General features: G+C 66.9%; 20 protein-coding genes, 1 tRNA gene and 1 pseudogene. 10 read left to right on the forward strand and 12 right to left on the reverse strand.

Translation table 11 applies throughout. The features are described from left to right. Positions 1 to 13: 13 nt before the first annotated feature. The 4 genes and pseudogenes from AB6806_RS14885 to AB6806_RS14900 form a co-directional block, all read right to left on the reverse strand. Positions 14 to 487, reverse strand: coding sequence for a hypothetical protein (locus AB6806_RS14885; RefSeq protein ID WP_370954844.1), 474 nt, complete (start codon positions 485 to 487; stop codon positions 14 to 16). A gap of 209 nt (positions 488 to 696) precedes the next feature. Further along, positions 697 to 1,338, reverse strand: a pseudogene (locus AB6806_RS14890) (magnesium chelatase domain-containing protein); the annotation flags it as partial. Between the two features lie 126 nt (positions 1,339 to 1,464). Beyond that, positions 1,465 to 2,121 (reverse strand): peptide-methionine (S)-S-oxide reductase MsrA, encoded by a 657-nt coding sequence (msrA, locus tag AB6806_RS14895; RefSeq protein ID WP_112763795.1) that lies wholly within the window; start codon positions 2,119 to 2,121, stop codon positions 1,465 to 1,467. A gap of 81 nt (positions 2,122 to 2,202) precedes the next feature. Then, on the reverse strand, positions 2,203 to 2,523 hold the full coding sequence (locus AB6806_RS14900) for a hypothetical protein (protein ID WP_142022199.1): 321 nt from the start codon (positions 2,521 to 2,523) through the stop codon (positions 2,203 to 2,205). A gap of 246 nt (positions 2,524 to 2,769) precedes the next feature. On the opposite strand from AB6806_RS14900, the gene AB6806_RS14905 reads away from it, so the two are divergent. Then, positions 2,770 to 2,859, forward strand: a tRNA-Ser gene (locus AB6806_RS14905). A 370-nt stretch (positions 2,860 to 3,229) separates the two neighbouring features. Here AB6806_RS14905 and AB6806_RS14910 read toward each other — a convergent pair. Both AB6806_RS14910 and AB6806_RS14915 read right to left on the reverse strand, forming a co-directional pair. Further along, entirely contained in the window at positions 3,230 to 4,486 is a 1,257-nt protein-coding gene (locus AB6806_RS14910; protein WP_142022200.1) for a hypothetical protein, read from the reverse strand. Then, the gene (locus tag AB6806_RS14915) at positions 4,483 to 5,622 is read right to left on the reverse strand and encodes a glycosyltransferase family 4 protein (RefSeq protein ID WP_142022201.1); all 1,140 of its coding nucleotides are present in this window, start codon (positions 5,620 to 5,622) and stop codon (positions 4,483 to 4,485) included. Before AB6806_RS14915 ends, AB6806_RS14910 begins: the two co-directional genes overlap by 4 nt. Before the next feature lie 172 nt (positions 5,623 to 5,794). On the opposite strand from AB6806_RS14915, the gene AB6806_RS14920 reads away from it, so the two are divergent. Together AB6806_RS14920 and AB6806_RS14925 are read left to right on the forward strand one after the other, a co-directional pair. Beyond that, on the forward strand, positions 5,795 to 6,964 hold the full coding sequence (locus AB6806_RS14920; RefSeq protein ID WP_370954845.1) for a DUF1972 domain-containing protein: 1,170 nt from the start codon (positions 5,795 to 5,797) through the stop codon (positions 6,962 to 6,964). Continuing rightward, entirely contained in the window at positions 6,961 to 8,205 is a 1,245-nt protein-coding gene (locus AB6806_RS14925) for a glycoside hydrolase family 5 protein (protein ID WP_370954846.1), read from the forward strand. Before AB6806_RS14920 ends, AB6806_RS14925 begins: the two co-directional genes overlap by 4 nt. Here AB6806_RS14925 and AB6806_RS14930 read toward each other — a convergent pair. Together AB6806_RS14930 and AB6806_RS14935 are read right to left on the reverse strand one after the other, a co-directional pair. Then, the gene (locus AB6806_RS14930; protein WP_191123744.1) at positions 8,147 to 9,499 is read right to left on the reverse strand and encodes a VpsF family polysaccharide biosynthesis protein; all 1,353 of its coding nucleotides are present in this window, start codon (positions 9,497 to 9,499) and stop codon (positions 8,147 to 8,149) included. The two genes, AB6806_RS14925 and AB6806_RS14930, sit on opposite strands and share 59 nt — an antisense overlap. A gap of 41 nt (positions 9,500 to 9,540) precedes the next feature. Next, a complete protein-coding gene (locus AB6806_RS14935) occupies positions 9,541 to 11,679 on the reverse strand; it encodes a GumC family protein (RefSeq protein WP_370954847.1) in 2,139 nt (712 codons plus the stop codon). A gap of 206 nt (positions 11,680 to 11,885) precedes the next feature. On the opposite strand from AB6806_RS14935, the gene AB6806_RS14940 reads away from it, so the two are divergent. Further along, a complete protein-coding gene (locus AB6806_RS14940) occupies positions 11,886 to 13,382 on the forward strand; it encodes a glucosamine inositolphosphorylceramide transferase family protein (protein WP_370954848.1) in 1,497 nt (498 codons plus the stop codon). On the opposite strand, the gene AB6806_RS14945 is transcribed toward AB6806_RS14940, so the two are convergent. Then, the gene (locus AB6806_RS14945) at positions 13,333 to 14,496 is read right to left on the reverse strand and encodes a GNAT family N-acetyltransferase (RefSeq protein ID WP_142022205.1); all 1,164 of its coding nucleotides are present in this window, start codon (positions 14,494 to 14,496) and stop codon (positions 13,333 to 13,335) included. The two genes, AB6806_RS14940 and AB6806_RS14945, sit on opposite strands and share 50 nt — an antisense overlap. Continuing rightward, positions 14,493 to 15,488 carry a sterol desaturase family protein gene (locus AB6806_RS14950; RefSeq protein WP_142022206.1) on the reverse strand — a complete coding sequence of 332 codons (996 nt, stop codon included), beginning with the start codon at positions 15,486 to 15,488 and terminating at the stop codon, positions 14,493 to 14,495. Before AB6806_RS14950 ends, AB6806_RS14945 begins: the two co-directional genes overlap by 4 nt. Positions 15,489 to 15,631: 143 nt before the next feature. Here AB6806_RS14950 and AB6806_RS14955 point away from each other — a divergent pair, with 143 nt between their 5' ends. The 5 genes from AB6806_RS14955 (at position 15,632) to AB6806_RS14975 (ending at position 20,846) form a co-directional block, all read left to right on the forward strand. Then, positions 15,632 to 15,934: a hypothetical protein gene (locus tag AB6806_RS14955; RefSeq protein ID WP_370955004.1), complete on the forward strand. Its 303-nt coding sequence runs from the start codon at positions 15,632 to 15,634 to the stop codon at positions 15,932 to 15,934. Positions 15,935 to 16,651: 717 nt separating this feature from the next. Further along, positions 16,652 to 17,884: an extracellular solute-binding protein gene (locus AB6806_RS14960; protein WP_113254420.1), complete on the forward strand. Its 1,233-nt coding sequence runs from the start codon at positions 16,652 to 16,654 to the stop codon at positions 17,882 to 17,884. A 4-nt stretch (positions 17,885 to 17,888) separates the two neighbouring features. Further along, on the forward strand, positions 17,889 to 18,836 hold the full coding sequence (locus AB6806_RS14965; RefSeq protein ID WP_370954849.1) for a carbohydrate ABC transporter permease: 948 nt from the start codon (positions 17,889 to 17,891) through the stop codon (positions 18,834 to 18,836). Then, on the forward strand, positions 18,836 to 19,663 hold the full coding sequence (locus AB6806_RS14970; protein WP_038366856.1) for a carbohydrate ABC transporter permease: 828 nt from the start codon (positions 18,836 to 18,838) through the stop codon (positions 19,661 to 19,663). The genes AB6806_RS14965 and AB6806_RS14970 overlap by 1 nt, the downstream gene beginning before the upstream one ends. Before the next feature lie 28 nt (positions 19,664 to 19,691). Beyond that, complete coding sequence (locus tag AB6806_RS14975; protein WP_142022209.1) at positions 19,692 to 20,846, forward strand: ABC transporter ATP-binding protein; 1,155 nt, start codon at positions 19,692 to 19,694, stop codon at positions 20,844 to 20,846. A 13-nt stretch (positions 20,847 to 20,859) separates the two neighbouring features. Here AB6806_RS14975 and AB6806_RS14980 read toward each other — a convergent pair whose 3' ends face one another. After that, a complete protein-coding gene (locus AB6806_RS14980) occupies positions 20,860 to 21,780 on the reverse strand; it encodes a LysR family transcriptional regulator (RefSeq protein WP_142022210.1) in 921 nt (306 codons plus the stop codon). A 136-nt stretch (positions 21,781 to 21,916) separates the two neighbouring features. Here AB6806_RS14980 and AB6806_RS14985 point away from each other — a divergent pair, with 136 nt between their 5' ends. Next, positions 21,917 to 23,326, forward strand: a complete 1,410-nt coding sequence (locus AB6806_RS14985; RefSeq protein ID WP_370954850.1) for an MFS transporter — start codon at positions 21,917 to 21,919, stop codon at positions 23,324 to 23,326. 135 nt (positions 23,327 to 23,461) lie between these two features. On the opposite strand, the gene AB6806_RS14990 is transcribed toward AB6806_RS14985, so the two are convergent. Beyond that, positions 23,462 to 24,217 carry an AraC family transcriptional regulator gene (locus tag AB6806_RS14990; protein WP_142022211.1) on the reverse strand — a complete coding sequence of 252 codons (756 nt, stop codon included), beginning with the start codon at positions 24,215 to 24,217 and terminating at the stop codon, positions 23,462 to 23,464. Positions 24,218 to 24,357: the final 140 nt, after the last annotated feature.

The following is a 24,357-nucleotide window of genomic DNA, read 5'->3' on the forward strand; positions in this document are numbered from 1 at the left end:
CCTGCGCTGGCTGCTATTTTGGATCCATGCGCTTCGCATCGATTACGGTGTAGGTCGCACCCTCGACCGGCGACTTGCGTCTGCCAATCTCCTCGATCAACAGATTGGCGAAGGCGGCGCCAGCCCCGAGCACCACCCACAGGGGCACACCAATCGCGGTCCCGAGCGCGGCGATACCGGCTCCTTTGCCACCGAAGACCGCCGCTCCGATCGCAGCGCCACCGAGTCCTAGCTTGGCGGTTTTGCTGCGGTCGTCCCAGCCGATTCTTTTGGCCTCTTTCGCCACCATCTTGGCGACCGGCCAGACCACCTTGCTCGATGCGGTCAAAGACACCGCGGCCTTCGCCTTCTCCAGCTTGCTCAGTGGCGCTGATCGAATCTCAAGGAGCTTGATCGCCCAAACCCGGATCGCGTCGAGATCGGCTGGCGCTGCGGTTTCCGCCACAAAGATCGCGACTTGGCGCTGCTTATCGCTCGTCTCAATCAAGATTCCCTAGCCCCTCAACCATACATAGCCAATCGCAGCGGCAGCTCCGAAGGCGACACATAAACGGATACCTTGAGCAAAGCGCCAATGAAGCCTGTCTTTCCAAGACAGGGAATGGAGCCATGCGCAATACTCCTCCTCTCGCGCATCGTCGTAGTGCTGGTCTACGCGCCATCCCATTCGAGTCTCCAATTAATGTAGCATAACCTAAGGAGATTATGGCCGCCGGCCGCCGCGATCTCGAGCACGCGCTTCGCGCTCTCCTGGCCCTTGATGTCGGCGAGATCGGGCAAGGCCCCGCTCTGGCGCGCCACGGCCGGCTCGGGTCGCGCCATCACCTGCGTGCCCTTGAAATGATTGGCGAGCTGGATCAGCGAGCGCGGCGCCAGGATGTCGATATCGGCCGCCGCCCAGGCCGCCTCCGGGCCGGTCGAAGCCGGGCAGATCAGCCCCTGCCCGCGATCATAGGCCGCGATCGCGGCGGGCAGCACGCCGGCGACGGCCGCGATCGAGCCGTCGAGAGCGAGCTCGCCGAGCACGGTGTAGCCGGCCAGGGCATCCGGCGGGAGCGCGCCGATGGCCGCCATCACGGCGAGCGCGATCGGCAGGTCGTAATGGCTGCCTTCCTTCGGCAGATCGGCCGGCGCGAGGTTGACGGTGATGCGCTTGGCCGGCAGGGCCAGTCCCGAGGCGATGAGAGCCGCCCTGACGCGCTCCCGGCTTTCGGCGACGGCCTTGTCGGGCAGGCCGACGAGGACGAAGGCGACGCTGCCGGAGGAAACCTGCACCTGCACGTCGACGGCCCGCGCCTCGATGCCCTCGAACGCCACCGTCGCGACCCGCGTCACCATCTCAGCCCACCCCGTTCCCCAGCGAAACGCTAGCGGAGCTTCGAGCCCAGCGCAAGAACATATAGAGAACTGACAAAAAAGGGCGCCGCTGACAGCGCCCTTCCCCGGAACTCCGATCCTTTCGCCTCAGGCGTGGACGCCAAGGCCGATCTGGCAGGCGACGCCCGTTCCGCCCAGGCCGCAATAGCCGGCCGGATTCTTGGCGAGATATTGCTGGTGGTAGTCCTCTGCGAAATAGAAGGGCGGCGCCTCGCGGATCTCGGTGGTGATCGGCCCGTAGCCATTCGCCGCCAGCGCCTTCACGTATTCGTCGCGGGAGCGTTCCGCCGCCGCACGCTGCGCGTCGTCGAAGACATAGATCGCCGAACGGTACTGCGTGCCGATGTCATTGCCCTGGCGCATGCCCTGGGTCGGGTCGTGATTCTCCCAGAAGGCCTTGAGCAGATCCTCATAGGAGATCTTGGCCGGATCGTAGACGACGAGCACGACCTCGGTGTGGCCGGTCATGCCGCTGCAGACCTCCTCATAGGTCGGGTTCGGGGTCTCGCCGCCGGCATAGCCGACGGCCGTCACCCAGACGCCGTCACCCATCTGCCAGAACTTCCGTTCCGCGCCCCAGAAGCAGCCGAGCCCGAACACGGCCTGGCGCAGGCCTTCCGGATAAGGGCCAGCGAGGCGATGGCCGTTGACGAAATGGGTTTCGGCGGTGGGGATCGCCGCGGCGCGCCCGGGCAGCGCTTCGGCCGCGGTCGGCAGTGAAGTCTTCTTGCGCAGGGAGAACATCGTCGGCTCCGTTCCGTTCAACTCGACGCCTTATGTAAGCATCGAAACGGCCTCTGCACAGGATGCCGCGTCGCAGCCCGTTCACCGACGCGTGACGATCCCGATCCGGGGCTCGGGAGGCCTAGCGAGCCAAAGCAGGGCAAAGCCGACCAGGAGCGCCACGAGCGCGGCCGGCGCCTGCATCACGGAAAGCAGCACCGGATCCCATAGCAAGGGGTGGATGTCGCGCTCGATCATCGGGCCGAGCAGCCGATAGCGCTCGTGCAGCAGCGCCGCGAGGACATCCCCCACCGTGGTGAAGCGCAGCAGCGCATTCGCGATCGAACGCGCGCCATCGATGACCAGAATGATAAAGCCCGCAGCGACGAGAAGATATCCGACAAGCCTGACCAGAAACCGCACAGCTCAGCCCTCTGCGTCCACGCCTTCGCCTTCGGCACGGGCCTGCCACCGCGCCGACCAGAGATGTGCGCGTGCCGACCGCCGAGCGCAACCCGCCCGGGACGATTTCCGCCGGATCGCGCCAAGCGCGCATCGCTTCGCGAGGCGGGCGAACAGCGGAGCCCGCGGCCTGATCGCAAGGGATTGTGAAAACACTGCGACTCGGCCCTTGAAAGATTACGCCTCGGCGGTCATAAGCAGCCCGCCGGACAGGTGGCCGAGTGGTTGAAGGCGCACGCCTGGAAAGTGTGTATACGGGAAACCGTATCGCGGGTTCGAATCCCGCCCTGTCCGCCAGCTGGTTTCAGCTTTCCCGCATATGCGGTGTGCCACGCCCGATTCCGCGGAGCTTCCGTAGGTTCTTCCGTAGGTTAAAGGGTGGGGGCGATCCTCTCGAGAGGCTGGGCGCGCAGATATCCCGGCATCGCAGGGCCGCATTCTTGGGCTGGCCCGTGCCCGCTTCGGTTCGCCGCGAGAACCGAAGTGGCGTGAAAAAGCCTCCAGTAGCGTGCCCGATCCGCTTTCTGGGCCGTCGCGCGAGCGCCTGACGCGCTACCGGTGACGGCCCGTTGCCGACGTTTGCCAGCGAACCATCGATCTCAGGATTTCAGCCGAGGGGCGGCGCAGGCAAATCGATATTGCCTAGCTTGGAATTGGCTCGCCCCTCTCAGCGCCGGCTGGCGGCTTGCTCGGCTGCGCGCTGCCGTGGCCGGACGATCGCCCAGGAGCCGATGAGCACGATGACCTCCGAGAGCGCGCCGCCGAGCAGGGCCCAGGACGGCGGGACGGTCAGCAGCAGCACGAAGACGAGCAGCAGGCCGGCGGCGGCGGCGATGGCCGAGAGAATGGCGATGGAGCGGTAGTCCTGCGCGATTTCCAGCCAGATGCGCGGCATGACATAGAGCATCGGCAGGCTGCTCATCACCCAGGCCAGGACGGAAATCTTGAAGAAGCGCGTGCCTTCGAGGCTGTCGGGCTCGATGAAGGGCAGGGCGATCAGGACGACGATGCCGTAGAGGATGCCGAGGCAGGCGAGCGGCAGGGGCCAGCGCCGCAGCCGCTGCCCGACCTTGGTGAAATCGCGATGCGCCATGAGCTTGGAGAGCTCGGGATGCATCATGTTGGCGAAGGCGGTGGAGACGATGCGCAGCGGCACGAAATTGACCAGCGCCGCCGCGATCGGAGCATAGGCCGCGGGACCCGCCATCGCCGCGACCATCAAGGCCATGCCCTGGCCCTGGAGGTTGGTGATCGTTACGCTCAGCACCGACCATTTGAGCTCGCGCCAGAGCTTGCGGTAGCGCCGCCAGACATGCCGGCCGAAATTGATCCGCAGGGGGCGCCGCCGCGAGAGGATCAACAGCACCGCGATGCCGAGCGCGTTGGCTGCTGTCATCACCGCGAAGGTGTGCTGGAGGATATGGGTGCCGTCCCAGATCACCCAGGCGGTACCCGCTGCGCCGCAGAGGGTGAAGGTGAGATCGCTGAGGCTCACCAGCATCTGGCGATTGCGCGCAAACAGGACCGTGCGGACATGCGCGCGCATCGACCACAACCCGATGAAGGCCCCGCCGAACAGCGCGCCCTCGTCGAGCCAGACGCCGAGGACGCCGGTGACGACCAGGCCGAGCAGCAGCGACAGCAGCAGCGCAGCCGAACCGAAGGTGACCTCATAGGCGCCGGCCGCGCCGGAGCCGCGACTCTGGGCGATCGCGATGCTGGCAGGCAGCGCCGTGAAGGCGCGGATATAGGTCAGGCCGAGCCCGCCAACGACCATCACCAGGGCGAAGATGCCGTAGTCGCGGGCCGATACGGAATGCAGCAGCGCAATGTTGAGGCCGAGATGGAAGGCGCTCTGCATCGCCTCGCCGCCGACCATGACGACGAGTCGCAGCACGATATGGCGGATGGCCTGGAGGTTCATCGCGGGCGGCTCGAGCCCTGGCGAAGCATGTCGGCGGCCACCGCTGCGATCGCCTGCGCGACGGCCTGCTCGCTGAACAGGGCGTTGAAGCGTTCGCGACCGGCCTGCGCCATCGGCGCGAGAGCCTTCGGATGGCTGACGATGGCGGCGAGAGCCTGTGCCAGCGCGTCGGCATCCCCCGGCGGCAGGAGGCGGCCGGTGACGCCGTCGGCCACGACCTCGCGCAAACCGCCGATGGCCGAGGCGAGCGGCGGGCGGCCGAAGGCCATCGCCTCGATCGCGACGCGGCCGAGCGATTCGGGCCGGCGCGACGGCACGGTCACGACATCCGCCCAGCGATAGAGCGGGGTCGGATCGTCGAGGAAGGGCTCGACGCTGACATGGGAGGCGAGGCCGGCGCTGGTCACGGCTTCGCGCAAGGCAATTTCGAGGCCGGGATCCTCGAAGGCGCTGCCGACGATGCGGGTCTCGATGCGCTCGCGGATCTCCGGCGGCAGGGATGCCAGCGCCGCGAGCAGGACTTCCTGGCCCTTGATGCGATTGATCCGGCCAAGCATCAGCACGCGCAAGGGGCGCTGCCCGTCATAGTCGGTCGGTGCCCAGTCGGCAGGGCCGGCGACGCCGTTATAGATGACGTCGGAGGGGATACCGGGCGGAGCCTCGAAGGCCTCGCGCGTCGCACGGGAGTTGAAGATCAGGCGGGCGCGACCCCAGAGGATCAGCCGCCGCAGCAGCGTGCGGGTCGCGCCTTCCGGGATCTCGTGGATGTGCTGGAGTGCCTTGCCCGGAAAGAACCGGGCGGCCAGCACATGGTCCACGATGACCGAGGTGTTGATGTAGACGAGGTCCGAGCGCCTGAAGCGGCGGGCAGCTCGGAAGATGGCGCGGGGCAAGGCGATCGGCGCGGTCGCGACCAGCCGCGGCAGGTCCTTGCGGCGGAGCACCCAGAGCGGCTCGACGACGATCCGGCTCGCGTTGCCTTCGAGCAGCCGGCGGATCGGCCCATCGCGCGGCAGCACGACTTCGATCTCAGCCGAAGGGTAGGCTTGGCGCAGCGCCGCGACGCTTTCGGCGAAGCTGCGGTCCGAGCCGTAGAGTTCGTACCCTTGATGTATGCAGGCGATACGGAGCGTCACGATCCAATTCCGTTCGAGGCCGCGTCGGTCCGTTCTGGACAAGGTCGCAATCCGGGAAAGCCCGTCCTAACCATTCTGGATGAAAGGAAGATAAATCACGGAAATTCAAGGCATAATGAAATTGCGACGCTTTGCCTGCGCCGGTGCGTGGGTCGGTTTGGACAGATTGAAAATGGACACTCCTCCCACCCTGCTGATCCTTGGAACACGCGGGATTCCGGCAGCGCATGGCGGTTTTGAGACCTTTGCGGAGAAACTTGCTCTGTTTCTCGTCGAGCGCGGCTGGCGCGTGGGCGTCTACTGCCAGGATGAGGTTCCGACCGTCACGCAACGGTTTCGCAGCGAGATGTGGCGCGGCATCGAGCTGATCCGGACGCAGGTCGCATCGGACGGACCGAAGGCGACGCTCGAATTCGACTGGCATTGCGTGCGGGATGCGGCACGACGCGACGCGGTGAGCCTCGTGCTCGGCTATAACGGGGCGGTCTTCCTGCCCTATCTCCGGCTGGCCGGACGCAAGATCTTCACCAACATGGACGGCATCGAATGGCGCCGGCCGAAATGGTCCTTTCCGGTCCGCGCCTGGTTCTGGCTCAACGAATGGATCGCGGCCTGGTCGTCCAACCGGCTGGTGGCCGACCATCCCATCATCGCCGACCATCTGGCAACGCGGCGCCCGCGCTCGGCGACAGCCATGATCCCTTATGGCGGCGTGCCGATCCCGGCGGCACCGATGGCTCCCCTGGCGAAGCTCGGCCTCGAAAGCGGCCGCTATCTCGTCTCGATCGCCAGGATCGAGCCGGACAACTCGATCCTGACGCTGGTCGAGGCGTTCTCGCGCAAGCCGCGCGGCATGAAGCTCGTGGTCCTCGGCACGTTCTCGGACAAGATCGCGTATCACCGCGAGGTCATGGCCGCGACCGGGCCAGAGGTGCTGACGCCCGGCGGGATCTATGATGCCAGCATCGTGCAGGCGCTGCGCTTCCACGCACGCGCCTATATGCATGGCCATACGGTCGGCGGCACCAACCCGTCGCTGGTCGAGGCGCTCTGGGCGGGCAACCCGGTCATCGCGCATGACAATCCCTATAATCGCTGGACGGCGGGCGAGGCCGGGCTTTTCTTCAAGGATGAGGCCAGCTGCTCCGAGGCGATCGGCAGGCTGATCGCCGACGACATTCTCGCCGGGCGTCTGAAGAAGGCGGCCTTGTCGCGGGCGCAGGAAAAGTTCAAGTGGCAGGCCGTGCTCGAGCATTACGAGCGCGAGGCGCTGGCCTTGACGGGTGGGGCCGCGGCACCCGAACTGGCTGCCGTCAAGCTGGCCGACAAGAGCTCCGGATGAGCTTCAGCCGCCGGGCCGTCCTGGCGGGAGGCGTCGGGGCAACGCTGCTCGGCGCGAGGCCGGCGCAGGCCGTACAGCCGCTCGTTCTTCGGCGCGGGATCAATCTATGGCCGTGGTTCTCGCTGACGCGGGAATTTCCGGCGCCGCGTACCGATTACGATTGGCCGCCCTTCCAGCTCGATCGTCCCGTTCCGACGGCGCGCGATCTCGGCCGGTTGCGCCGGGCGGGCTTCGATTTCGTGCGCATCCCCGTCGATCCCGGGCCGATCCTGGCCGCTGCGCCGCGTGAGCGGGCGATCCTGCTCGACCAGGTCATGGCGGCGGTCGCATCGGCGCTCGGCCAAGGTTTCGCCGTCGTCCTCAATCTCCATGCCAATGCGGCCACGCATCACTGGACGCCGGCCCGTCTCTTCGGCAGCGAGGCCGCGCCGGGCCTCCCGGCCTATCTCGCATTGGTTGCGGAACTGGCGAGGCGGCTCGTGCGGCTGGGGCCGGACCGTGTCGCGCTCGAACCCGTCAACGAGCCGTTCCAGGCTTGCGGCGCCGCCGAATGGGATCGGCTCCAGCGACGCATGCTCAGCGCCGCGCGCAGCGCCGCTCCCGATCTCACCCTGGTCGCGTCGGGGGCTTGCGGCAGCATGATCGCCGGATTGGAGCCGTTAAAGGCGAGCGCGCTCGCCGCCTTCGAGCCGCTGCTCTTCACCTTCCATTTCTACGAGCCCTACCTGTTCTCGCATCAGGGCGCGAAATGGATGAGCGAGCCGTTCTATCCCGCGCTCAACGCGGTGCCCTGGCCCGCGTCGCGCGGCACGCTGGAGACGACGCTTGCTGCCGTCCGCGCCCGGATGGCGGAGCTCGGCCAGCCGGCATCAGGGAGCGGCGCCGCGACCTATCGGGAGACCGAGCGGGTGCTGAAGGAGTATTTCGACGCCCGGCCGGACCGCCCCTTCATCGAGGGTTATCTGCGCCAGGTCGGGGCCTGGGCGCAGCGCGAAAGCGTCGCGCCCGGCCGCGTCCTGATGGGCGAATTCGGGGCGGTCCGGACAGGCGCGGGCATCGCCGCATCGGCCCCCGCCGACCGCACGCGCTATGTCAGGGATGTTCGAACGAGCGCCGAGGCACTCGGTTTTCCCTGGGCATTCTGGAACCTGTTCGACAGCCTGGGGCTGCTGGTCGACGATGTCAGCCGGCAGCTCGACCCGGCCATGATCGAGGCGCTCGGGCTGAAGATGCCAGGCTGAGCGGCGCTGCCTTGGTCTGCCGCTCCGGGCGATAGAGGCAGAGCACCACGATCGCGAACTTGGCGGGCAGGTTCGTCTTCGTCGCGATGCTCTCCGAGCCGTTCAGGAGGACGATCCAGACGAGCATCGGCAGCCAGACGCCGCCCGCCCGCCCGATCCGCGCGAGCTCGTACATGAACAGGCCGAAGGCCACGGTCACCAGCGCGGTGACGATCGCGCCCTGGTAGAGCGTCATGCGGATGAAGGGGTTCTCGATGCCCCATTCCAGGCCGTTGACGCGCCGGAGCGTGTCGACGAGGTCGTTGTCGGGACCGAAGACGAGATCGCCCAGCGAGAACATGCCGAGCAGGTCGAGCATCTCCTTGCGCGCGTTGGCGCTGCCGCCATCGGAGACGAAGCGCGTCGCGAGGTCGTCGAAGAAGCCGATGGTCGCCAATCCGCCGATCGCGACCGGCAGCAGCGCCGCCAGCAGGCAGGCGATCGCGGCGCCGACGAGCGAGACCCGCCCGCCGCGCAACGAGGCGAACAGCATGGCGACGCCGTAGCAGAGGCCGAGCGCCAGCGAGACCAGCAGCGCCGTCCGGCCACCGAAGACGACGAGGGCGGCGCTCTGCAAGGCGATCAGCGTGCCGCGCACGGCCGGCGAGAGCGGGCGGGAGCCGCTGATCAACGCCATCAGATAGCACGCGGTGATCATGGCATTGGCCAGCGGATGGCCGTGCAGCGCGGCGGAGCGCGTGTCGGTCTCGAAGGCGATACCGTCGAAGCGGTAGGGGAAGAAGCGGGTCTGGGTGACGAATTCGACGAGCGCGAGCAGGGCGTTCAGCGTCATCACGACATGCAGCAGCGTGGTCAGTGTCGCCATGGTCTCGTCATCGGCGTCGGCGAGCAGGAAGACCAGCAGGCAGGCGGCGACATAGGTGTCGACCATGCCGCCGATGCCGGCGCCGCCGCGCAGGATGGTCACCACGATCACGGCGATGGTGACGACCAGCATCAGGAGCGTCGCCGGCCGGGCGCTGGCGAGGTGGATGGCGCGGCTGACCGGATCGCCGCTGGCGAGCACGCTCCAGCAGAAGAACAGAACGACCATATAGGTCGAGGGATGGATCTTGGTCGCGGCCGAGCCGGCGAGGCCGTCGTAATTGTAGCCGACGAGCCAGAGCATGCCGCCGGAGATGCAGAACAGCACGAGCACCGTGGCGACGAGGCCGATGCGGCTGATGCCGTCGAGCCGGGCCCAGCCCGGTGCCGCCCGCAGCCCGGCGGCGCGCATGAGGAGATTTTGCTGCATTTTCTTCACGCGAACCGGTGTCCACTTCGCTTGAAAATGCTCTAGCCGCGCCCGCCGGGATCGACGAGGATCGTGGCCGTGATCGAGCGGCCCATGATGCGCGCGGCCTCCATGGCCTGGACGATGTCCTGCTGGCGCGTGCCGTAGAGGCGTGCGACCAGCACGATCTCCTCGACCATGCCGACGAGCGGAGCGATCCTGACATTGCGGCCGAGCGCGCCGCCATCCATCACGACGAGGTCGAAATGCCGGCTGGCATCGGCGAGCATCCGCGCCGCGAAGGTCCGGCCGACATGCTTCTGCGGCGGGGCCTTGCGGCGCCCGCCGGACATCATCGCGACATCCTTGCTGGCGCCAAAATGGATCGATGATTCCAGGCTGCTTTCGCCGCGCAGCAGGTCCATCAGGCCGAGGCCGGTTTCCTCTGGCTCCTTTTCCAAATCGGCATCGATCAGCAGGACGCGCTCGCCCTGCCCGAGGGCTGCTTCGGCAAGCTGGTCCGTCACACGCTCGCGATCGACAGCGTCGCTTTCGACCGAGGTCAGGAGCAGGCTGCGCGCCGCAGCGGCAGCCGCTTCCGACGTATTGAACAGTCTGAGCAGGGCAAGCCCGGCCTCGCCATCGGGCCCGGACGGCGCGGGCGGCACCTTGCGCAGGCGCCAGCGCTGCTTTGCGGCGGGCTTGCCGGGGCGCAGCACGGCTATGACCGGGGCGCCCACCAGCGCCTCGGCCTGGGCGCGGGAGATGAGATGGGGCGCGGCATATTCGCGAATCAGGGCCAGGCCTGCGCCAAGTCCGAGCCCGAGCATTCCGGCTGCGGCGACGAGCGGCAGGGTCGGCGGCCAACTCGCCTGCTGCGGCGCCTGGGCGCGGCTGATGATACGGGCATTGGTGGTGTCGAGATTGGCCTGCTCGCGCGTTTCCTGCGCGCGCAGCAGGAAATTGGCATAGACGGTGCGGGCAGCCTCCAGGTCGCGCTGAAGATCGCGCAGCCGGACCGAAGCCTGGTCCGCTCCCTGTGTCTGCTGTGTCAGTGCTTCCAGCTTGCTGGCGAGGAGCTTCTCGTTGCCCTGCGCGCGCTCGTAATCGGTGCGGACGGATTGTTCGACGCGGGTGATCTCGGTCGCGATCATCCGGCGGATGGTGACGAGCTGGCTCTGGGCCGCCCCGATCGAGGGGTGGCGCGGGCCAAGCTGGCTCTGCAGGTCTGCCCCGCGCAGGACGAGCGCCGCCTCCTGCTCGCGCAGTTTGGCGATGACGGGAGACTGGATCGCCTCGGTCGAGTTGCCGGCGAGGCTGCCGCCACGGTGCTGCTGGGCGATCTGCTCGACCTGGGACTTGAGCGCAGCCGTCCGGGCCTGCGCCGCCGAAAGCTGATTGCTGATTTCGCCGAGCTGCTGGTCGCTGATCAACCGGCCTGAGGAGGCGACGAGATTGTTTTCCGCACGGTAGCGTTCGACGGCGTTCTCGGCCTTCTCGACGCGCTTGCGCTGTTCGGCGAGCCGGGCAGTCAGGGAGTCGGCTGCCTCGGTGGCCGCCTTGCTGCGGGCATCGGCCTGGTCGGCGAGATAGGCTTCGGCGATGGCATTGGCGAGCTTCGCGGATTTCTCCGCGTCCTTCGTCGTCACGACGACGTCGACGACGAAGACCTTGTCGGCGCGCCGCACCGAGAACTTGCGGCGCAGGTTGGCGAGCGCCCGCGCCTCCGCGGGCGTCAGGCTGCCATCGGCGTTCGGCGGGTCGGCCGCGACCCGGCCGAGCAGACGCGACAGCAGGCCCTGGCCGTTGAACTCGCTGTCCTCGGCGAGCTTGGTCGTGCGGATCGCGCGCATCAGCACGCTGGTGGACTGGATGACGCTGGCCTGGCTCTCGACTTGCGCCAGCCCGCCATCCGGCGAGACGGAGCTCGGATTGACGTCGTTGCTGACGACGTTGCGGTCGCGCGGGTCGATCAGGAGCTGGGCTGATGCCGTGTAGAGGGGCGAAGTCACGACGCCATAGGCCAGTGTCAGGCCTGCGAGCAGGCCGGCAATGGCCAGAATCATGAAACGGCGGTGCCAGAGGATGCGCCAGAGCTCGGAGATCTCGACAGCGCCATCCTGACGCCGGCGATAAGCCTCCCGAGGAGCCGGCTGCACCGCTTCCTCCTGCCGATGATCGGTCGCAGCCAGGCTGGCCATTCCTCTACTCTACCAACATAACAACGCCGGCACCGCGGCCTTTCCCGATCGCGATACCGCTGGGGACAATGGCATCGAGTCCTTAACAAGCCCCGCTCTACCCCCGCGCCACTGCGCCGGCAGGGCTAACGAAATCGAAATCCCGACATGGCAGGCTACCCTTCGCTCGCGGGCCGCCTGGTGCGCGCGGCCGCGTGGGATGGGGCATGCGACTGAGGTTGACTATCGGTGCTTCGCCGTTGCGGCGATGGCATCTGCTGCTGATCGATCGCCTGCGGAGCCTTCCGGGCCTCGAGCTGTCGCTCTGCCTGCCGGAGAGCGCTCCTGTCGACGGGAGCGGGCTCGGCCCTCTGTTTCGCGTCGAGGGCCTGCTCCATGGCTTGCGCCCCGACAGCCTGTTCGCCGTGGCTGAGCCCGGCGATGCGGCAGTTCCGATCAGCCGGCAGGCCGGCCCCGTCGATCTGGTTCTCGATCTCGGGGACGGGAGCGTGGCGGAAGCCGGGCGGCGCTGGACGCTGCATTTCGACGGCAAGGCGGGAGAAGATGCTCTGGTCGCCGCCCTGCTCGGCGGCGGGATTCCCCTCGTCGAGCTCAGGGAAAGCGGCTATGTCGTCGCCGCGGGCCGGCCGGGCTCCGAAAACGGTCGCATCCTCCTAGCGAAGCTGGACGATATCCTTGCCCGGATCGTGACGCTGATCGTCGCCGCCATGGCCGGCGGACGATTGCACGTTCCGGTTCTGCCTGCGAACGAGACGGGGCCGCCGACGCCGCCCGCCGCGCCGGCCGGCATCGCGAAGACGGTCGTCAAGGCCGGTATCGGGAAGGCGATCGAGCTGGTCTACCGGACCTGCTTCCACGCGCCGCATTGGCGGGTCGGCTGGCGCAAGCTCGACGGGCCTGACCTGTTCACCCTGCAACGGCATCCGGATAGCGGCTGGACCGACCTGCCGGATGACGGCACCCGCTTCTATGCCGACCCCTTTCCGATCCTGCACAAGGGCCGGGTCACGCTCTTCGTCGAGGATTTCGCCCATGCGGCCGGCAAGGGCATCATCTCGGCGGTCGCGTTCGGGCCGGACGGACCGCTGGGCCGGCCCGAACCCGTGTTCGAGCAGCCGGGCCACCTGTCCTATCCCTTCGTCTTCGCCCGCGACGACGAGGTCTGGATGATCCCGGAAAGCTGCAGCGCGGCGCGGGTCGATCTCTTCCGCGCCACGGCTTTTCCGGGTGGCTGGGTGAAGGAGGCGACCCTGATCGAGGGGGTGGTCGCGAGCGACGCCACCCTCATCGAGCAGGATGGGCGGTGGTGGCTGTTCGCGACGGTGCGCGACGGCGGCGGCTCGTTCTCGGACGCGCTGCATCTGTGGTCGGCGCCGGATTTCCGCGGCCCCTGGACGCCGCATCCGCGCAATCCCGTGCTGATCGACATCGCCTCGGCTCGGCCTGCGGGGCGGATGGTACTGCGCAACGGGGAGTTGCTGCGCCCGGTGCAGGATTGCCGTCAAGGGTACGGCAAGGCGCTCGGCATCGCCCGCGTCACCCAACTCGACGACACGGGTTTCGCGCAGGAGGTCGAGACCATCCTGGAGGCGGGGGGGCCGCTCTGGCCCGGCCGCCGCCTGCACAGCCTGAACAGTGCCGGCGGGTTCGAGTTTATCGATGGCTCGGCGATGGTTCGGCGGAATCCGCTGGCGCGCCGGTAGCCGCCGGGCGCGAGCGCCAGTTCTTGATGGCGTGGCCCGCGCTGTCGGCGAGCATCGCCAGCCGGCCGACCAGCGTGCGCGCGCCCGTCACCGATTCCAGCGTCGCGGATTCCGTCGCAAAGCGCCGCTTGAAATCCTCGCCGCCGCACATGAAGTCGACCATCTCCAGCCCCTGGTCGATCGACCACTGGATATAGTCCATCATCAGGACCATGCCGGGCGAGGCACGCTCGAATTCCGGGTCGTAGGTGGTGATGAAGGCCATCATCCGGCGGCGCTGGACGACATTGATCGAGACGGCGACGACCGTGCCGGCCAGTTCCAGCACGAAGGCATGCAGGATGCCGAGCCGGGCCATGACGTCGACCAGCGCGGCGAGCGCAGGGGCGCCCTCGTCGAACAGATCGGAGGCGCGGCCATGCCGCTCCAGCCATTTGCGCTTGAGCGCGGCAACGCGAGTGAGCACCGGCTCCAGCGGCTCGTCGGGCGTCATCAGGCGGAAGCGAAGTTCGCCGGCTTCCTCCATGAATTTCCGGCCGCGTCGGTAGTTCTGCCGGGTCTTCTTCGACTGTGCCTCGAACCAGTCCGTGCCGCGCCGCCAGGGGCCGGCGACGCGATAGCTGATCTCGCTGCGGTGATTGGGGCGCAAGCGGCCGCTCGCGACGTCGGGCGCGATGATGCCCCGGATAACCGCATCCGGCAGGAGGCGGTTGAGGTAGAACATGTCGAAGCCGCCGGCCGCGGCGATCTCCCACCAAAGGGCGGTGACGGCGTCGCGGTTCCGGTCGGGCGCCAGGAGCGCATCGCCATAGTCGCTATGCTCCTTGGCGGCCCATTCGAGCACGGTGACGCTGCGGCGGCGGATCGTGGCCAAGGGCAGCACGGCCTCGAGCTCCGCACCGTTCCAGACCAGCCCGATCAGCAGGTCGCGATCGTCGCGCCGCGTCGCGGTGCGCCACCAGGCGTCGATCCAGGCGTGGCTCTGGAACACGAGCCCATCGGCGCGCCGCCACAGGTCGTCCCAGGCCGGCGCAAGCGCCGCGAGCCGCTCGTAGGAGGTGACGATCTCCAGTTCGCGGCCGGCTGCTGCGGAAACGCGCTTCCCCCCGGTCACGACTGGGTTTCCTCGATCTCGGGCGCGGTCTGCCGGGCCGCGCGGGGGCGCAGACGCAGCTTGATCTGGCGCCACATCCGCTTCAGCGGCATGAGATAGAGGCCCGAAAGCGACTGGTAGTCGCGGACATTGCGCTCCATCAGGCCGAACTTGAAGTCCTCGTCGGGCTTGGGCACGCAGAGCGTCCCGAAGAAGCGATCCCAGAACGAGAAGAGCAGGCCGAAATTCTTGTCGTAATGACGCGGATCGACGCTGTGGTGCAACTGGTGCCAGTGCGGGCAGAGCACGACGCTGTTGAGCGGCCCGAACGAGATCTTGAAATGCGTGTGCCTGACGAAATCCATCATCAGGATATTGCGCATCACATAGACGTTGATGCCAAAGACGGTAAGCTCGACGAGGTTGAGCGAGACAAGCGACCAGATGCCAAAGCAGATGCCGGGAATGACCCCGTCCCAGGCGCGGTTCATCAGTTCGTCCAGCGGGTGGACGCGGTCCTTGGTGATGCCGACCATCACCTCGGCGGAGTGATGGACCTTGTGCAGCTCCCACAGGATCGGGAAGCGGTGCTGCGCGACATGGTACAGGTAATAGGAGATGTCGTAGGCGAGCAGCATCGTCACGGTGAAGATCACCGTGGTGAGCGGGCCGGCCGGGCCGGGGATCAGGGGCGGATCGATGTGGAACAGCGTCGCCAGCACCCGGTTGGTCGCATAGCCGACCGCGACGACGAAGGTGATCCCCGCCGGCAGCATCAGGAAGGGCATGATCGCCTTGCGCGTAACCCAGAACAGCAGGTCCGCCTTCGCCGAAGGATGCATGATGATCTCATGCGGGAACACGAAATCGAAGAACTCGCGGAAGCTGCGCTCCTTCGTCGTCCTGAGATAGGCGACCAGCGCGCTGACGAGCGCCGTCAGCAGGAGCATTCCGGTCGCGATCAGGCTCGTCGCCGAGATCTTGTCGAGGATCTTTCCGACGAAGTCGGTCATTTGCGCAAACATCGGCATCTCAATCATCGATGCGGGGCCACATCTTTGGCACGCAGGTGATTAAGGCTTCGGCCGATGCGATGAAAGACCGTTGCTCAGGGTTAAGCCATTTCTGGTTAAGCCGGGGCGACCGCACTCGCAGAATGTCGAGCATCCATCCCGGCCTACATCGTGTCCTCCTAGACGAAGCTCCCAGCTCCGAGGAGTATCGAAACCCCCACAGCGAATTTGAGAACGAATATCTCTCCTACTATGCCCAGGCCGTCGCTACATATCGAAAGCGCCCACCCAGCGCGGCCGATTATGCTGCCGGCCGCGTGATTTCGGACGCAATCGACGGAGTGATCCACAATGCGGCGCGACGGGGTAACATCGACGACCTCGCGATGCAGAGTGAACTTGTTCGGCTGGTGAGCCTATATCTTGGGGATGATCGCCGCACCTAGGACGACCGCTTAGAGTGTCATTTCGCCCTCAGCTGAAACCGACTCCTTCCCGGCGAAAGACCAGATCTGGCCTACCTTGGTGAGCCACTTTGACCGGGTACGCATCCGCCCCCGCTGCTCTCAGCTTGTCGGCGGCCAAGCCTCGCTACGGTCTCGGCGATCGGCGCCGCTTTCGGAGCGCGCCGACTGCGGAGGCTGCCGAGCTTTCTGGAAGCTGACATGCGGAGCGGCTGTGCCGCCGCATCGATTTCCGATCGGGCAGCGGATCACCGGCTCAGGCCACGGGGTCAATCCGGCTACGACATGAGGCTATGAAGGCGAGGCTCCCGGCTGAGGTTGTCGACGCCAAAGGGATCCGGATCGTGGCGTCCTGGTCCTTGAGCCGATTTCTCGCGCCTTCTCCAGATTTTCATTGCAGGCTTCGAGACAGGAGGACCAGCGGCGCCGATCTTTGAGCTCTTGTAAAATGTTACAAAATGTTTAGGCTTGCCTTTCACCGTGCCACGCCTTCAAGGCGAAGAAGCGCGGAGTTCCAGGGAGATTCAAGAAGCCGACGCTTGGCGGCTGAACCCCATCTCCTCGACTGTTCATGTGAGCTCTGCTCGCTGTCATCGCGCCCCGCCGTGCGTCCATCATCGCCGGTTGCGCGTGCTTTGGCGGCGGCGATCCTCACGGCGATCAAAACCAGCCCGGGCAACGGGACAATCGGAGGAAGCCATGACGACACTGACCCGCCGCGCCGTTCTGGCAGCCGCCGGCGCCACCGCGGCGCTCGGCGCCACCCGCGCCTTCGGCCAGGGCAAGACCACGATCACCTTCGCCGCCGCGACCTTCGCCGAGGCCGGCCGCGGCGACAAGCTCAAGGCCTGGATCGACAAGTTCAACGCCTCGCAGGACAAGGTCGAGGTCCAGCCTGTCGCAATCCCGTTCTCGCAGCTCGCCAACACCGTCTTCACCCAGATGGGCGGCGGTGGCGGCCCGGACCTCGTGCGCTTCGACCAGACCGACTTCTTCGCGGCGCTGCCGGCCAAGCGCATCCTGCCGATCGACGACCTCGTCGATGCCGGCAAGTACACCTTCCAGGCGCCGGACAAGTTCCTCAATGTCGAGGGCAAGCGCTACGGCGTCGTCTTCGAGCTCGCCAACTACCAGCTGATCTACAACCCGGCGCTGCTGCAGGGCGGCGAGCCGCCGAAGACCTTCCCGGAATTCCTCGCCGCGGCGAAGGCCGCCACCGGCAAAGGCAATTTCGGCTACGCCTTCCGCGCGACGATGCCGGAGCGCTCCGGCTTCTGGCAGGACATGACGAACTATGTCTACGGCTTCGGCGGCAACTGGGCCGACGGCAAGCAGCTCACCTTGAACAGCCCGAAAGTGGTCGAGGCGATCACCGCCTACAAGCAGGTCTATGATGCCGGCGTGATCCCGAAGGGCGCGGATGCGGCGACCTATCGGCGGATGTTCTGGGAAGGCAAGATCGCCATGAACATCGACAATGGCGGTGTCGCCGGCATCTTCGCCGCGCAGAACCCCAATCTCGGCTTCAAGGCGGCGCCCTCCCCCTTCCCGAACCGCCAGCAGGGCCTGATCCTGACCTCTCTCTCGGTCAACGCCAACACCAAGAACAAGGAAGCCTGCGGCGTCTTCATCAACTGGATGCTGCAGCCCGCGGCGCAAAGCGAGCTGCAAGGCATCCTCGGCGCCGCCAGCGTCGCCACCCCGGTCGAGCGGCCGAAGGCCGATCTGGAACGCGCGCCCTGGCTCGGCGTCTACGACGCGCAGACTCCCTATGCTCTGCCGCAGCTCGTGCTCGGCTTCGAAACCAAGACGCTGGAGATCCAGCAGATCGTCGTCGAGCAGGTGCTGAAGATCCTCGTCGGCAATGCCGACGTGCAGAAGACCATGGACGAGGTGCAGTCCCTGGCGCTGAAGCGCATCGAGCGGCAGTAAGAGCATGAGCACCGCCAGCCCGGCGACGGCAGCGGCCGGCCGCCCTCCGCAGAGCGGTGGGCGCGACCGGGAGAGCCGCTGGACGCCCTATCTCTTCATCGCGCCCGTCGCGCTCTATCTGGCGGTGTTCCAGGGATATCCGCTGGTCAGCGAGTTCGTGCTGAGCTTTCAGCAGAGCTCGCTGCTGGCGCCGCAGGACGCCCGTTTCGTGGGCCTGCGCAACTGCCACGACCTGGCGACCTCGAGCGATTTCGCCTCCGTACTCTGGACCACGCTGATCTATACGATCGCCTGCGTGGTCTTCGCGATCTCGCTCGGGCTCGGCGCCGCGCTGCTGCTCGACCGGCCGTTCCGCGGCCGCGGTCTGGCGCGGGCGCTCGTCACGGTGCCGTGGGCGGCCCCGCCGGTGGCGGTCGCGACCATCTTCGCCTGGATGCTCAACGCGCAATACGGAATCTTCAACCACGTGCTGAAGCTGATGGATCTCGAGGTCGGCTATGAGAGCTGGCTCGACAATCCCAAGCTCGCGCTGCCGGCGGTCCTGTTCACCACGATCTGGCAGATCTTCCCCTTCTCCTCCGTCGTGCTGCTCGCCGCTCTGCAGGGCGTGTCGGAGGAAGTCCGCGAGGCCGCCCAGATGGACGGCGCTGATCGCTTCAGCATCTTCAAGGTCGCGGTCTGGCCGACCATCCAACCGACGGTGGCGCTGCTCGCGCTCTTCGTCACGATCTGGTCACTGCGCCGCTTCGACCTGATCTGGGTGATGACGCAGGGCGGGCCGATCGGCGCGACCAAGACGCTGGTCATCGAGCTCTACACGCGTGGCTTCGTCGCCCGCGAGCTCGGCGAAGCGGCCGCCGTCGGCATGATCGGGCTCAGCATCGCCCTCGTCGTGACCTTCGTCTACTTCTGGTACACGCAGCGCACCGAGCGCGCGCAGGGGCGCCGCTGATGAAGACCCCTGCCTCCCACGCGCTGCGCATGGCGCTGATCATGGTGTTGCTCAGCGCGGCGCTGTTTCCGATCTACTGGATGGTCGTCACCTCGCTGACCTCCTCGGCGAACCTGTTCGCCGACCGGCCGCAGATGCTTCCCGACCCGGCGCAGGCCTTCAACTATGCCGAGACCTTCGCCAAGACCGGCGTGCTGCTCTGGCTGAGGAACAGCGCGATCGTGGCCGTCGGCACCATGGTGCTGTCGATCCTGCTCGCCATCCTGCCGGCCTATGCGCTCTCGCGCTTCCGCTTCCATGGCAAGGGCGTGCTCGGCTTCGTGCTGTTCGCGACACAGATGCTGCCGGAGGCGATGCTGGTGGTGCCGCTCTATGCGATCTTCGCCAAGCTGCTGCTGCTCGACACGCTGGGCGGCCTCATCCTGGCGAACGCCGCCTTCACGGTGCCGGTCATCACCTGGATCCTGAAGGGCGCCATCGACGGCGTGCCGCTGGAGATCGAGGAGGCGGCCCGCATCGACGGCTGCTCGCGGCTCGACATCGTTCTCGGCATCGTGCTGCCGGTGGTGGCGCCGACGCTCGCCGCCGCCTCGGTGATCGCCTTCTTCCATGGCTGGAACGAATACGTCTTCGCCCAGACGCTAATCCTCAGCCAGGAGCTGCGCACCGCCTCCGTCGGCCTCGCCAGCTTCGTTGGCGAACTCTCGACCCCGATCCACACCGTCATGGCGATCGGCGTGATGTACACGCTGCCCGCCGTCGCCTTCTACCTGATGGTCCAGCGCTATGTCGTGGCCGGCATGACCGCCGGCAGCGTCAAGGGCTGACAAAGCACCGGGCTCAGAAAGAACACGAATGGCCTCGATCACGCTCAATCACGTCGCCAAGCATTTCGGCAACAAGGTCGCGATCGCCGATGTCGACCTGAAGGTCGAGGACGGCGAATTCCTCGTTCTGCTCGGGCCCTCGGGCTGCGGCAAGTCCACGCTTTTGCGCATGCTGGCAGGGCTCGAGACGGTGACCGCGGGCGAGATCCATCTCGGCGGAAGGCGCGTCGACCGGCTGCCGCCGAGCGCGCGCGACATGGCTTTCGTCTTTCAGTCCTATGCGCTCTATCCGCATATGACGGTGCGCCGGAACATCGCCTTCCCGCTGATCATGCGGCAGTTCAAATGGTGGTTCCACATCCCCTTCCTCGGAGGGCTCGCCAAGCGGAAGATCGAGCGCTCGCCCGCCGTGCGCGATCTCGTTGAGAAGACGGCGAAGACGTTATCGCTCACCGAGATGCTCGACCGCTATCCGCGCACATTGTCGGGCGGCCAGCGCCAGCGCGTCGCGCTCGGCCGCGCCATGGTGCGCCAGCCGGAAGTCTTCCTGATGGACGAGCCGCTCTCCAATCTCGACGCCAAGCTGCGCTCGGCGATGCGGGCGGAGATCACGCGGCTGCACCAGCGCGTCGGAGGCACCTTCGTCTACGTCACGCACGACCAGGTCGAGGCAATGACGATGGGCACGCGCATCGCCCTGATGCGCGACGGGGTGATCCAGCAGTTCGGCACGCCGCGCGAGATCTATACCTCGCCGGCCAACACCTATGTCGCGCGCTTCATCGGCACGCCGCCGATGAACCTGATCGAAGGCCGCATCGACAACGGGGCGATCTGCATCGGCAAGGCGCGTCTGCCGCTTCCCCGAGCCTTGGCCGATGTCGCGGGTGACAACATCCTTCTCGGCATCCGGCCGAACGCGCTGAGCCTGTCGGATGCTTCGGCCAGCGGCGGCGGCCTTGCCGGTACCGTCAGTCTCGTCGAGCACGTCGGAGCCGAGTCCGTGGTCGCCGTGAAGCTGTCGGACGGCGCCACGGCGCATGACGAGGAGGGAGCCGTGCCCGGAGAGATCATGGCGACGGTTCAGGGATACAGCGACCTTCAGCCCGGAGCAGCCGTATCTATCGGGCTCGACCTGTCGGAGGTCGTCTTGTTCTCGCGCTCGACCGGTCAGCGCATCTAGGCAAGAGCGAAGCTCAGGCCTCGCTGGCCGCCAGATGAGACCGGCAAACGGACAGAACCGTTTCTCTTAGCCAGCCATGGGCGGGATCCGCATGAAAGCGCGGATGCCACATCTGGGAGATCGTGATCGCGCTTGTCTGCACGGGCAGGTCGAATTCATGGAGCAGGCTCTTGTCGGCTCCCGCGCGAACGAATGATCTGCTCACCAGCCCGACAAGATCCGAAGTCGCGGCGATCGCCATCGTCGCCGGAAAGTCGGGCACGACAACGACGACGCGCCGCTGCAAGCCCAGCGCTTCGAGAGCAGCGTCGACCGGACCATGCGTTCGGCCGCGGCGAGAGGTGACGACATGACCAAACGCCGCGTAACGCGCGGCGGTGACCTCGCCCTGTGCCAATGGATGTCCTTTCCGGACGATTCCGACAAAGCGGTCCCGGAACAAGGTCTGGACCTTGATCTCCGGCGCGCTATCGCCAAGCACGCCGATCTCGAGGTCGACGATCCCCTCGCGCAGGAAGCGCACATTCTTGTCCGGCTTGGGCGCGAAGCGGAGTGTCACGCCCGGCGCCGCTTCGGTGACCGCCGCGACGATCGGGGCTGCGAAGGTCGCGACGAAACCTTCATTGGCGCGGAGGGTGAAAACGCGCTCGAGACCGGCGATATCCAAGGCGCGATCGGCCGGCCGCAGGACGGCCTTCACCTCGTCGGTCAGCGACCTGACGCGTGCGCCGAGCGCCAGGGCATGCGGCGTCGGCACCAGCCTCCGGCCTGCCCGAACGAGCAAAGGGTCGCCCGTTACGGTGCGAAGACGCAGCAGGGTCCGGCTCATGGCGGAGTCGCTCAAGCCGAGAACCCTGGCTGCGCCCGCGACGCTTCCCTCGGCGAGAAGCACGTCCAGGGCAGCGAGCAGATTGAAGTCTGGATGGGACGACATTCACGCAAACCCCGGCGAGGCCATCCGCCTCCGAACTGAGACATGGCGTCTAATGCAGGGATAAATTGCGTTCCCTGCGCGTTCCGCCATGCTTGGCCATCTGTATCCTGTCCTCGATCGACCGAGAACAGGAAACATGATGACCCATTCAGCCCCAGCGGCCCGGAGTTTCGATGGCGCGACGGCCGGGGACGCAGGATTGCCGGCGCCCCGCCGCTCCTATGCGACATTGGCCATCATGGCGGCGATGGTGCTGGTCGTCCTCGACGGCGCCATCGCCAACATCGCGCTGCCGACGATCGCGTCCTCGTTCCAGGTCTCGCCTGCCGCATCGGTCTGGGTCGTCAGCAGCTATCAAATGGCCCTGGTGATGGCCCTGCTGCCTTGCGCCGCGCTGGGAGAAAGCTGGGGTCTCCGCCGAACCTTCACGGCCGGGGTCTTCATCTTCACCGGCGCCTCGCTGCTCTGCGCACTGTCCCCATCGCTGCCGTGGCTGATCGCGGCCCGCTTCATCCAGGGGCTTGGCGGCGCGGCCGTGATGGCGCTGGGGATCGCGCTGATGCGCTTCACCTATCCCCACCGCCTGGTCGGCGCGGTGATCGGCTGGAATGCGACGGTGATCGCGCTGTCGGCGGCGGCGGGGCCGACGGTCGGCTCTACCATCCTCGTCATATCCAGCTGGCAATGGCTGTTTGCCATCAACCTGCCGATCGGCGCGATCGTGCTTCTCGCCGCGCTGGCGCTGCCGCAGCCTGCGGGCTCGGGCCGAACGCTCGACATGGCGAGCGTGGCACTCAACGCGACGGCTTTCGCGTCCCTTGTTCTCGGCGTTGACCGGATCACGAGCGAGCCCGGACTGGCCGCTGCGCTGCTCGTGACATCGGTCGCGAGTTTCGCGGCTCTCGTGAGGCGCGAGATGCCGCGCACTGCGCCGCTCATCCCGCTCGATCTCCTGGCGAACCGCCCCTTCCGCATTTCGGTGATTGCGTCCGTGTGCTGCTTCGCCGGTCAGATGGCGAGCTATATCGCGCTGCCCTTCTACTTCCAGCACAGCCTCGATCTGGATGCCTTCACGACGGGGCTCTACATGACGCCCTGGCCTCTCGTCGTGGCCATCGCCGGCCCTCTCTCGGGACGCATGTCCGATCGGTTCTCTACCGGCCTGCTCTGCGCGGCCGGCGGCGGTTTCCTTGCCCTTGGACTTGCGCTCGTCGCTCTCTGGCCGATCCAGAAGGATCCCTGGCCTCTGGTGCCGTTCCTGATGCTGGGCGGCTTCGGCTTCGGCATCTTTCAAACGCCGAACAACCGCAACATGCTGCTCTCGGCGCCGCGCGAGCGCAGTGGCTCGGCCGGGGGCATGCAAGCCACGGCCCGCCTTCTCGGGCAGACACTGGGTTCGGTGATCATGGCGATGCTGTTCACGCTCACCTCATCGGCGGCCGCGCCCCGGATCGGCCTTGCCGTGAGCGCCGTTCTGGCCCTGGTCGCAGGACTGGTCAGCACGATGCGGATCGAGCGCGACACTGCGGAGATCCGGGCCTCCTGAGCCGATCCCGAAGGACGGCCTCTCCACCGTCGGTCCGGTACCAGGTCCGGAAAACGACTGCGTGACGGAGCTGGAAGCTTCCGGCCGGCGCGTTCGTTTTTCTGAGCGAAGCGGCAAGGTCAGGCACGCCTGCCGTCACCAAGAGAGCTCGACGCCTCCCAGGATGCGCCGGGCGGCGGTCCGAAGGGCGCGCAGATCGGCATAACCGACCGCGCGGGCGATCTGATACGGGGGGCAACCATCCGTCGCCAGCGCGAGCGCCCTGACGACGCGCAGCCGCGCCCGCCAGTCGCCGAAGCTCATGCCGGTCTCGGCGCGGAAACCGCGGGTCAGCGTGCGCCGGCTCGCCCCGGCCCGCTCCGCCCAGGCGTCGATGTCCAGGGCCGAAGCGGGGTCCTTCAGCAGCGCCTCGCAGACGCGCCGCAAACGCGGATCGCGCGGCAGGGGCAAGGTCAGCGGCGTTTCCGGCGCCCGCCCGATCTCGTCGAGGATCAGGGCGGCGAGATGCCCGCCGCGCCCGCCCTCGTCGTAAAGCATCGGCTCGGCCGCCAGCGCGACCAGCGCCGAAGCCAGCAACGGCGTCACCTCCAGCACGCGGCAGCCTTTCGGAAGGATTCCGACCGCCTCCGGGGTGACATAGGCCGAGCACATCGACACCCGGCCATGCATCCTGACATCGTGGAAAAGCCCGGGCGGGATCCAGAGCGCATGCTGCGGCGGCAGGATCCAGGTGCCGTCCTCCGCCGTCACCAGCGTCAGGCCGGAGGTCGCGTAAAGCAATTGCGCGCGCGGATGGCTGTGCCACCCCGTGGCCGCGCCCGCGGCGTAGGATTTCGGCAGGACCGCGACCGCGCGCGGAACGGTCTGATAGGCAGCGCTGTCGCCGTGCATCGCGATTCCATTTGGCCCGATTGCCCCGTAAACGACCCGACAGGACACATCGGGTCAAGTAACAAAATTCCTCCCAAAGCCGGACGCGACCAGGTTGGACAACCCGGCCGGCGTGCCCGTCACTCTCTGTCCGATGGAGC

Source organism: Allobosea sp. RCC_152_1, assembly GCF_041360765.1.
Lineage (GTDB): Bacteria > Pseudomonadota > Alphaproteobacteria > Rhizobiales > Beijerinckiaceae > Allobosea > Allobosea spartocytisi.

Coding starts and splice junctions, on each gene's coding strand:
- AB6806_RS14970 (WP_038366856.1), top strand. CDS start 18,836: ATGAAGACCCCTGCCTCCCACGCGCTGCGCATGGCGCTGATCATGGTG.
- msrA (WP_112763795.1), bottom strand. CDS start 2,121: ATGTTCTCCCTGCGCAAGAAGACTTCACTGCCGACCGCGGCCGAAGCG.
- AB6806_RS14930 (WP_191123744.1), bottom strand. CDS start 9,499: ATGCAGCAAAATCTCCTCATGCGCGCCGCCGGGCTGCGGGCGGCACCG.
- AB6806_RS14980 (WP_142022210.1), bottom strand. CDS start 21,780: ATGTCGTCCCATCCAGACTTCAATCTGCTCGCTGCCCTGGACGTGCTT.
- AB6806_RS14955 (WP_370955004.1), top strand. CDS start 15,632: ATGTCGAGCATCCATCCCGGCCTACATCGTGTCCTCCTAGACGAAGCT.
- AB6806_RS14985 (WP_370954850.1), top strand. CDS start 21,917: ATGATGACCCATTCAGCCCCAGCGGCCCGGAGTTTCGATGGCGCGACG.
- AB6806_RS14960 (WP_113254420.1), top strand. CDS start 16,652: ATGACGACACTGACCCGCCGCGCCGTTCTGGCAGCCGCCGGCGCCACC.
- AB6806_RS14940 (WP_370954848.1), top strand. CDS start 11,886: ATGCGACTGAGGTTGACTATCGGTGCTTCGCCGTTGCGGCGATGGCAT.
- AB6806_RS14925 (WP_370954846.1), top strand. CDS start 6,961: ATGAGCTTCAGCCGCCGGGCCGTCCTGGCGGGAGGCGTCGGGGCAACG.
- AB6806_RS14950 (WP_142022206.1), bottom strand. CDS start 15,488: ATGACCGACTTCGTCGGAAAGATCCTCGACAAGATCTCGGCGACGAGC.
- AB6806_RS14920 (WP_370954845.1), top strand. CDS start 5,795: ATGGACACTCCTCCCACCCTGCTGATCCTTGGAACACGCGGGATTCCG.
- AB6806_RS14990 (WP_142022211.1), bottom strand. CDS start 24,217: ATGCACGGCGACAGCGCTGCCTATCAGACCGTTCCGCGCGCGGTCGCG.
- AB6806_RS14935 (WP_370954847.1), bottom strand. CDS start 11,679: ATGGCCAGCCTGGCTGCGACCGATCATCGGCAGGAGGAAGCGGTGCAG.
- AB6806_RS14910 (WP_142022200.1), bottom strand. CDS start 4,486: ATGAACCTCCAGGCCATCCGCCATATCGTGCTGCGACTCGTCGTCATG.
- AB6806_RS14965 (WP_370954849.1), top strand. CDS start 17,889: ATGAGCACCGCCAGCCCGGCGACGGCAGCGGCCGGCCGCCCTCCGCAG.
- AB6806_RS14975 (WP_142022209.1), top strand. CDS start 19,692: ATGGCCTCGATCACGCTCAATCACGTCGCCAAGCATTTCGGCAACAAG.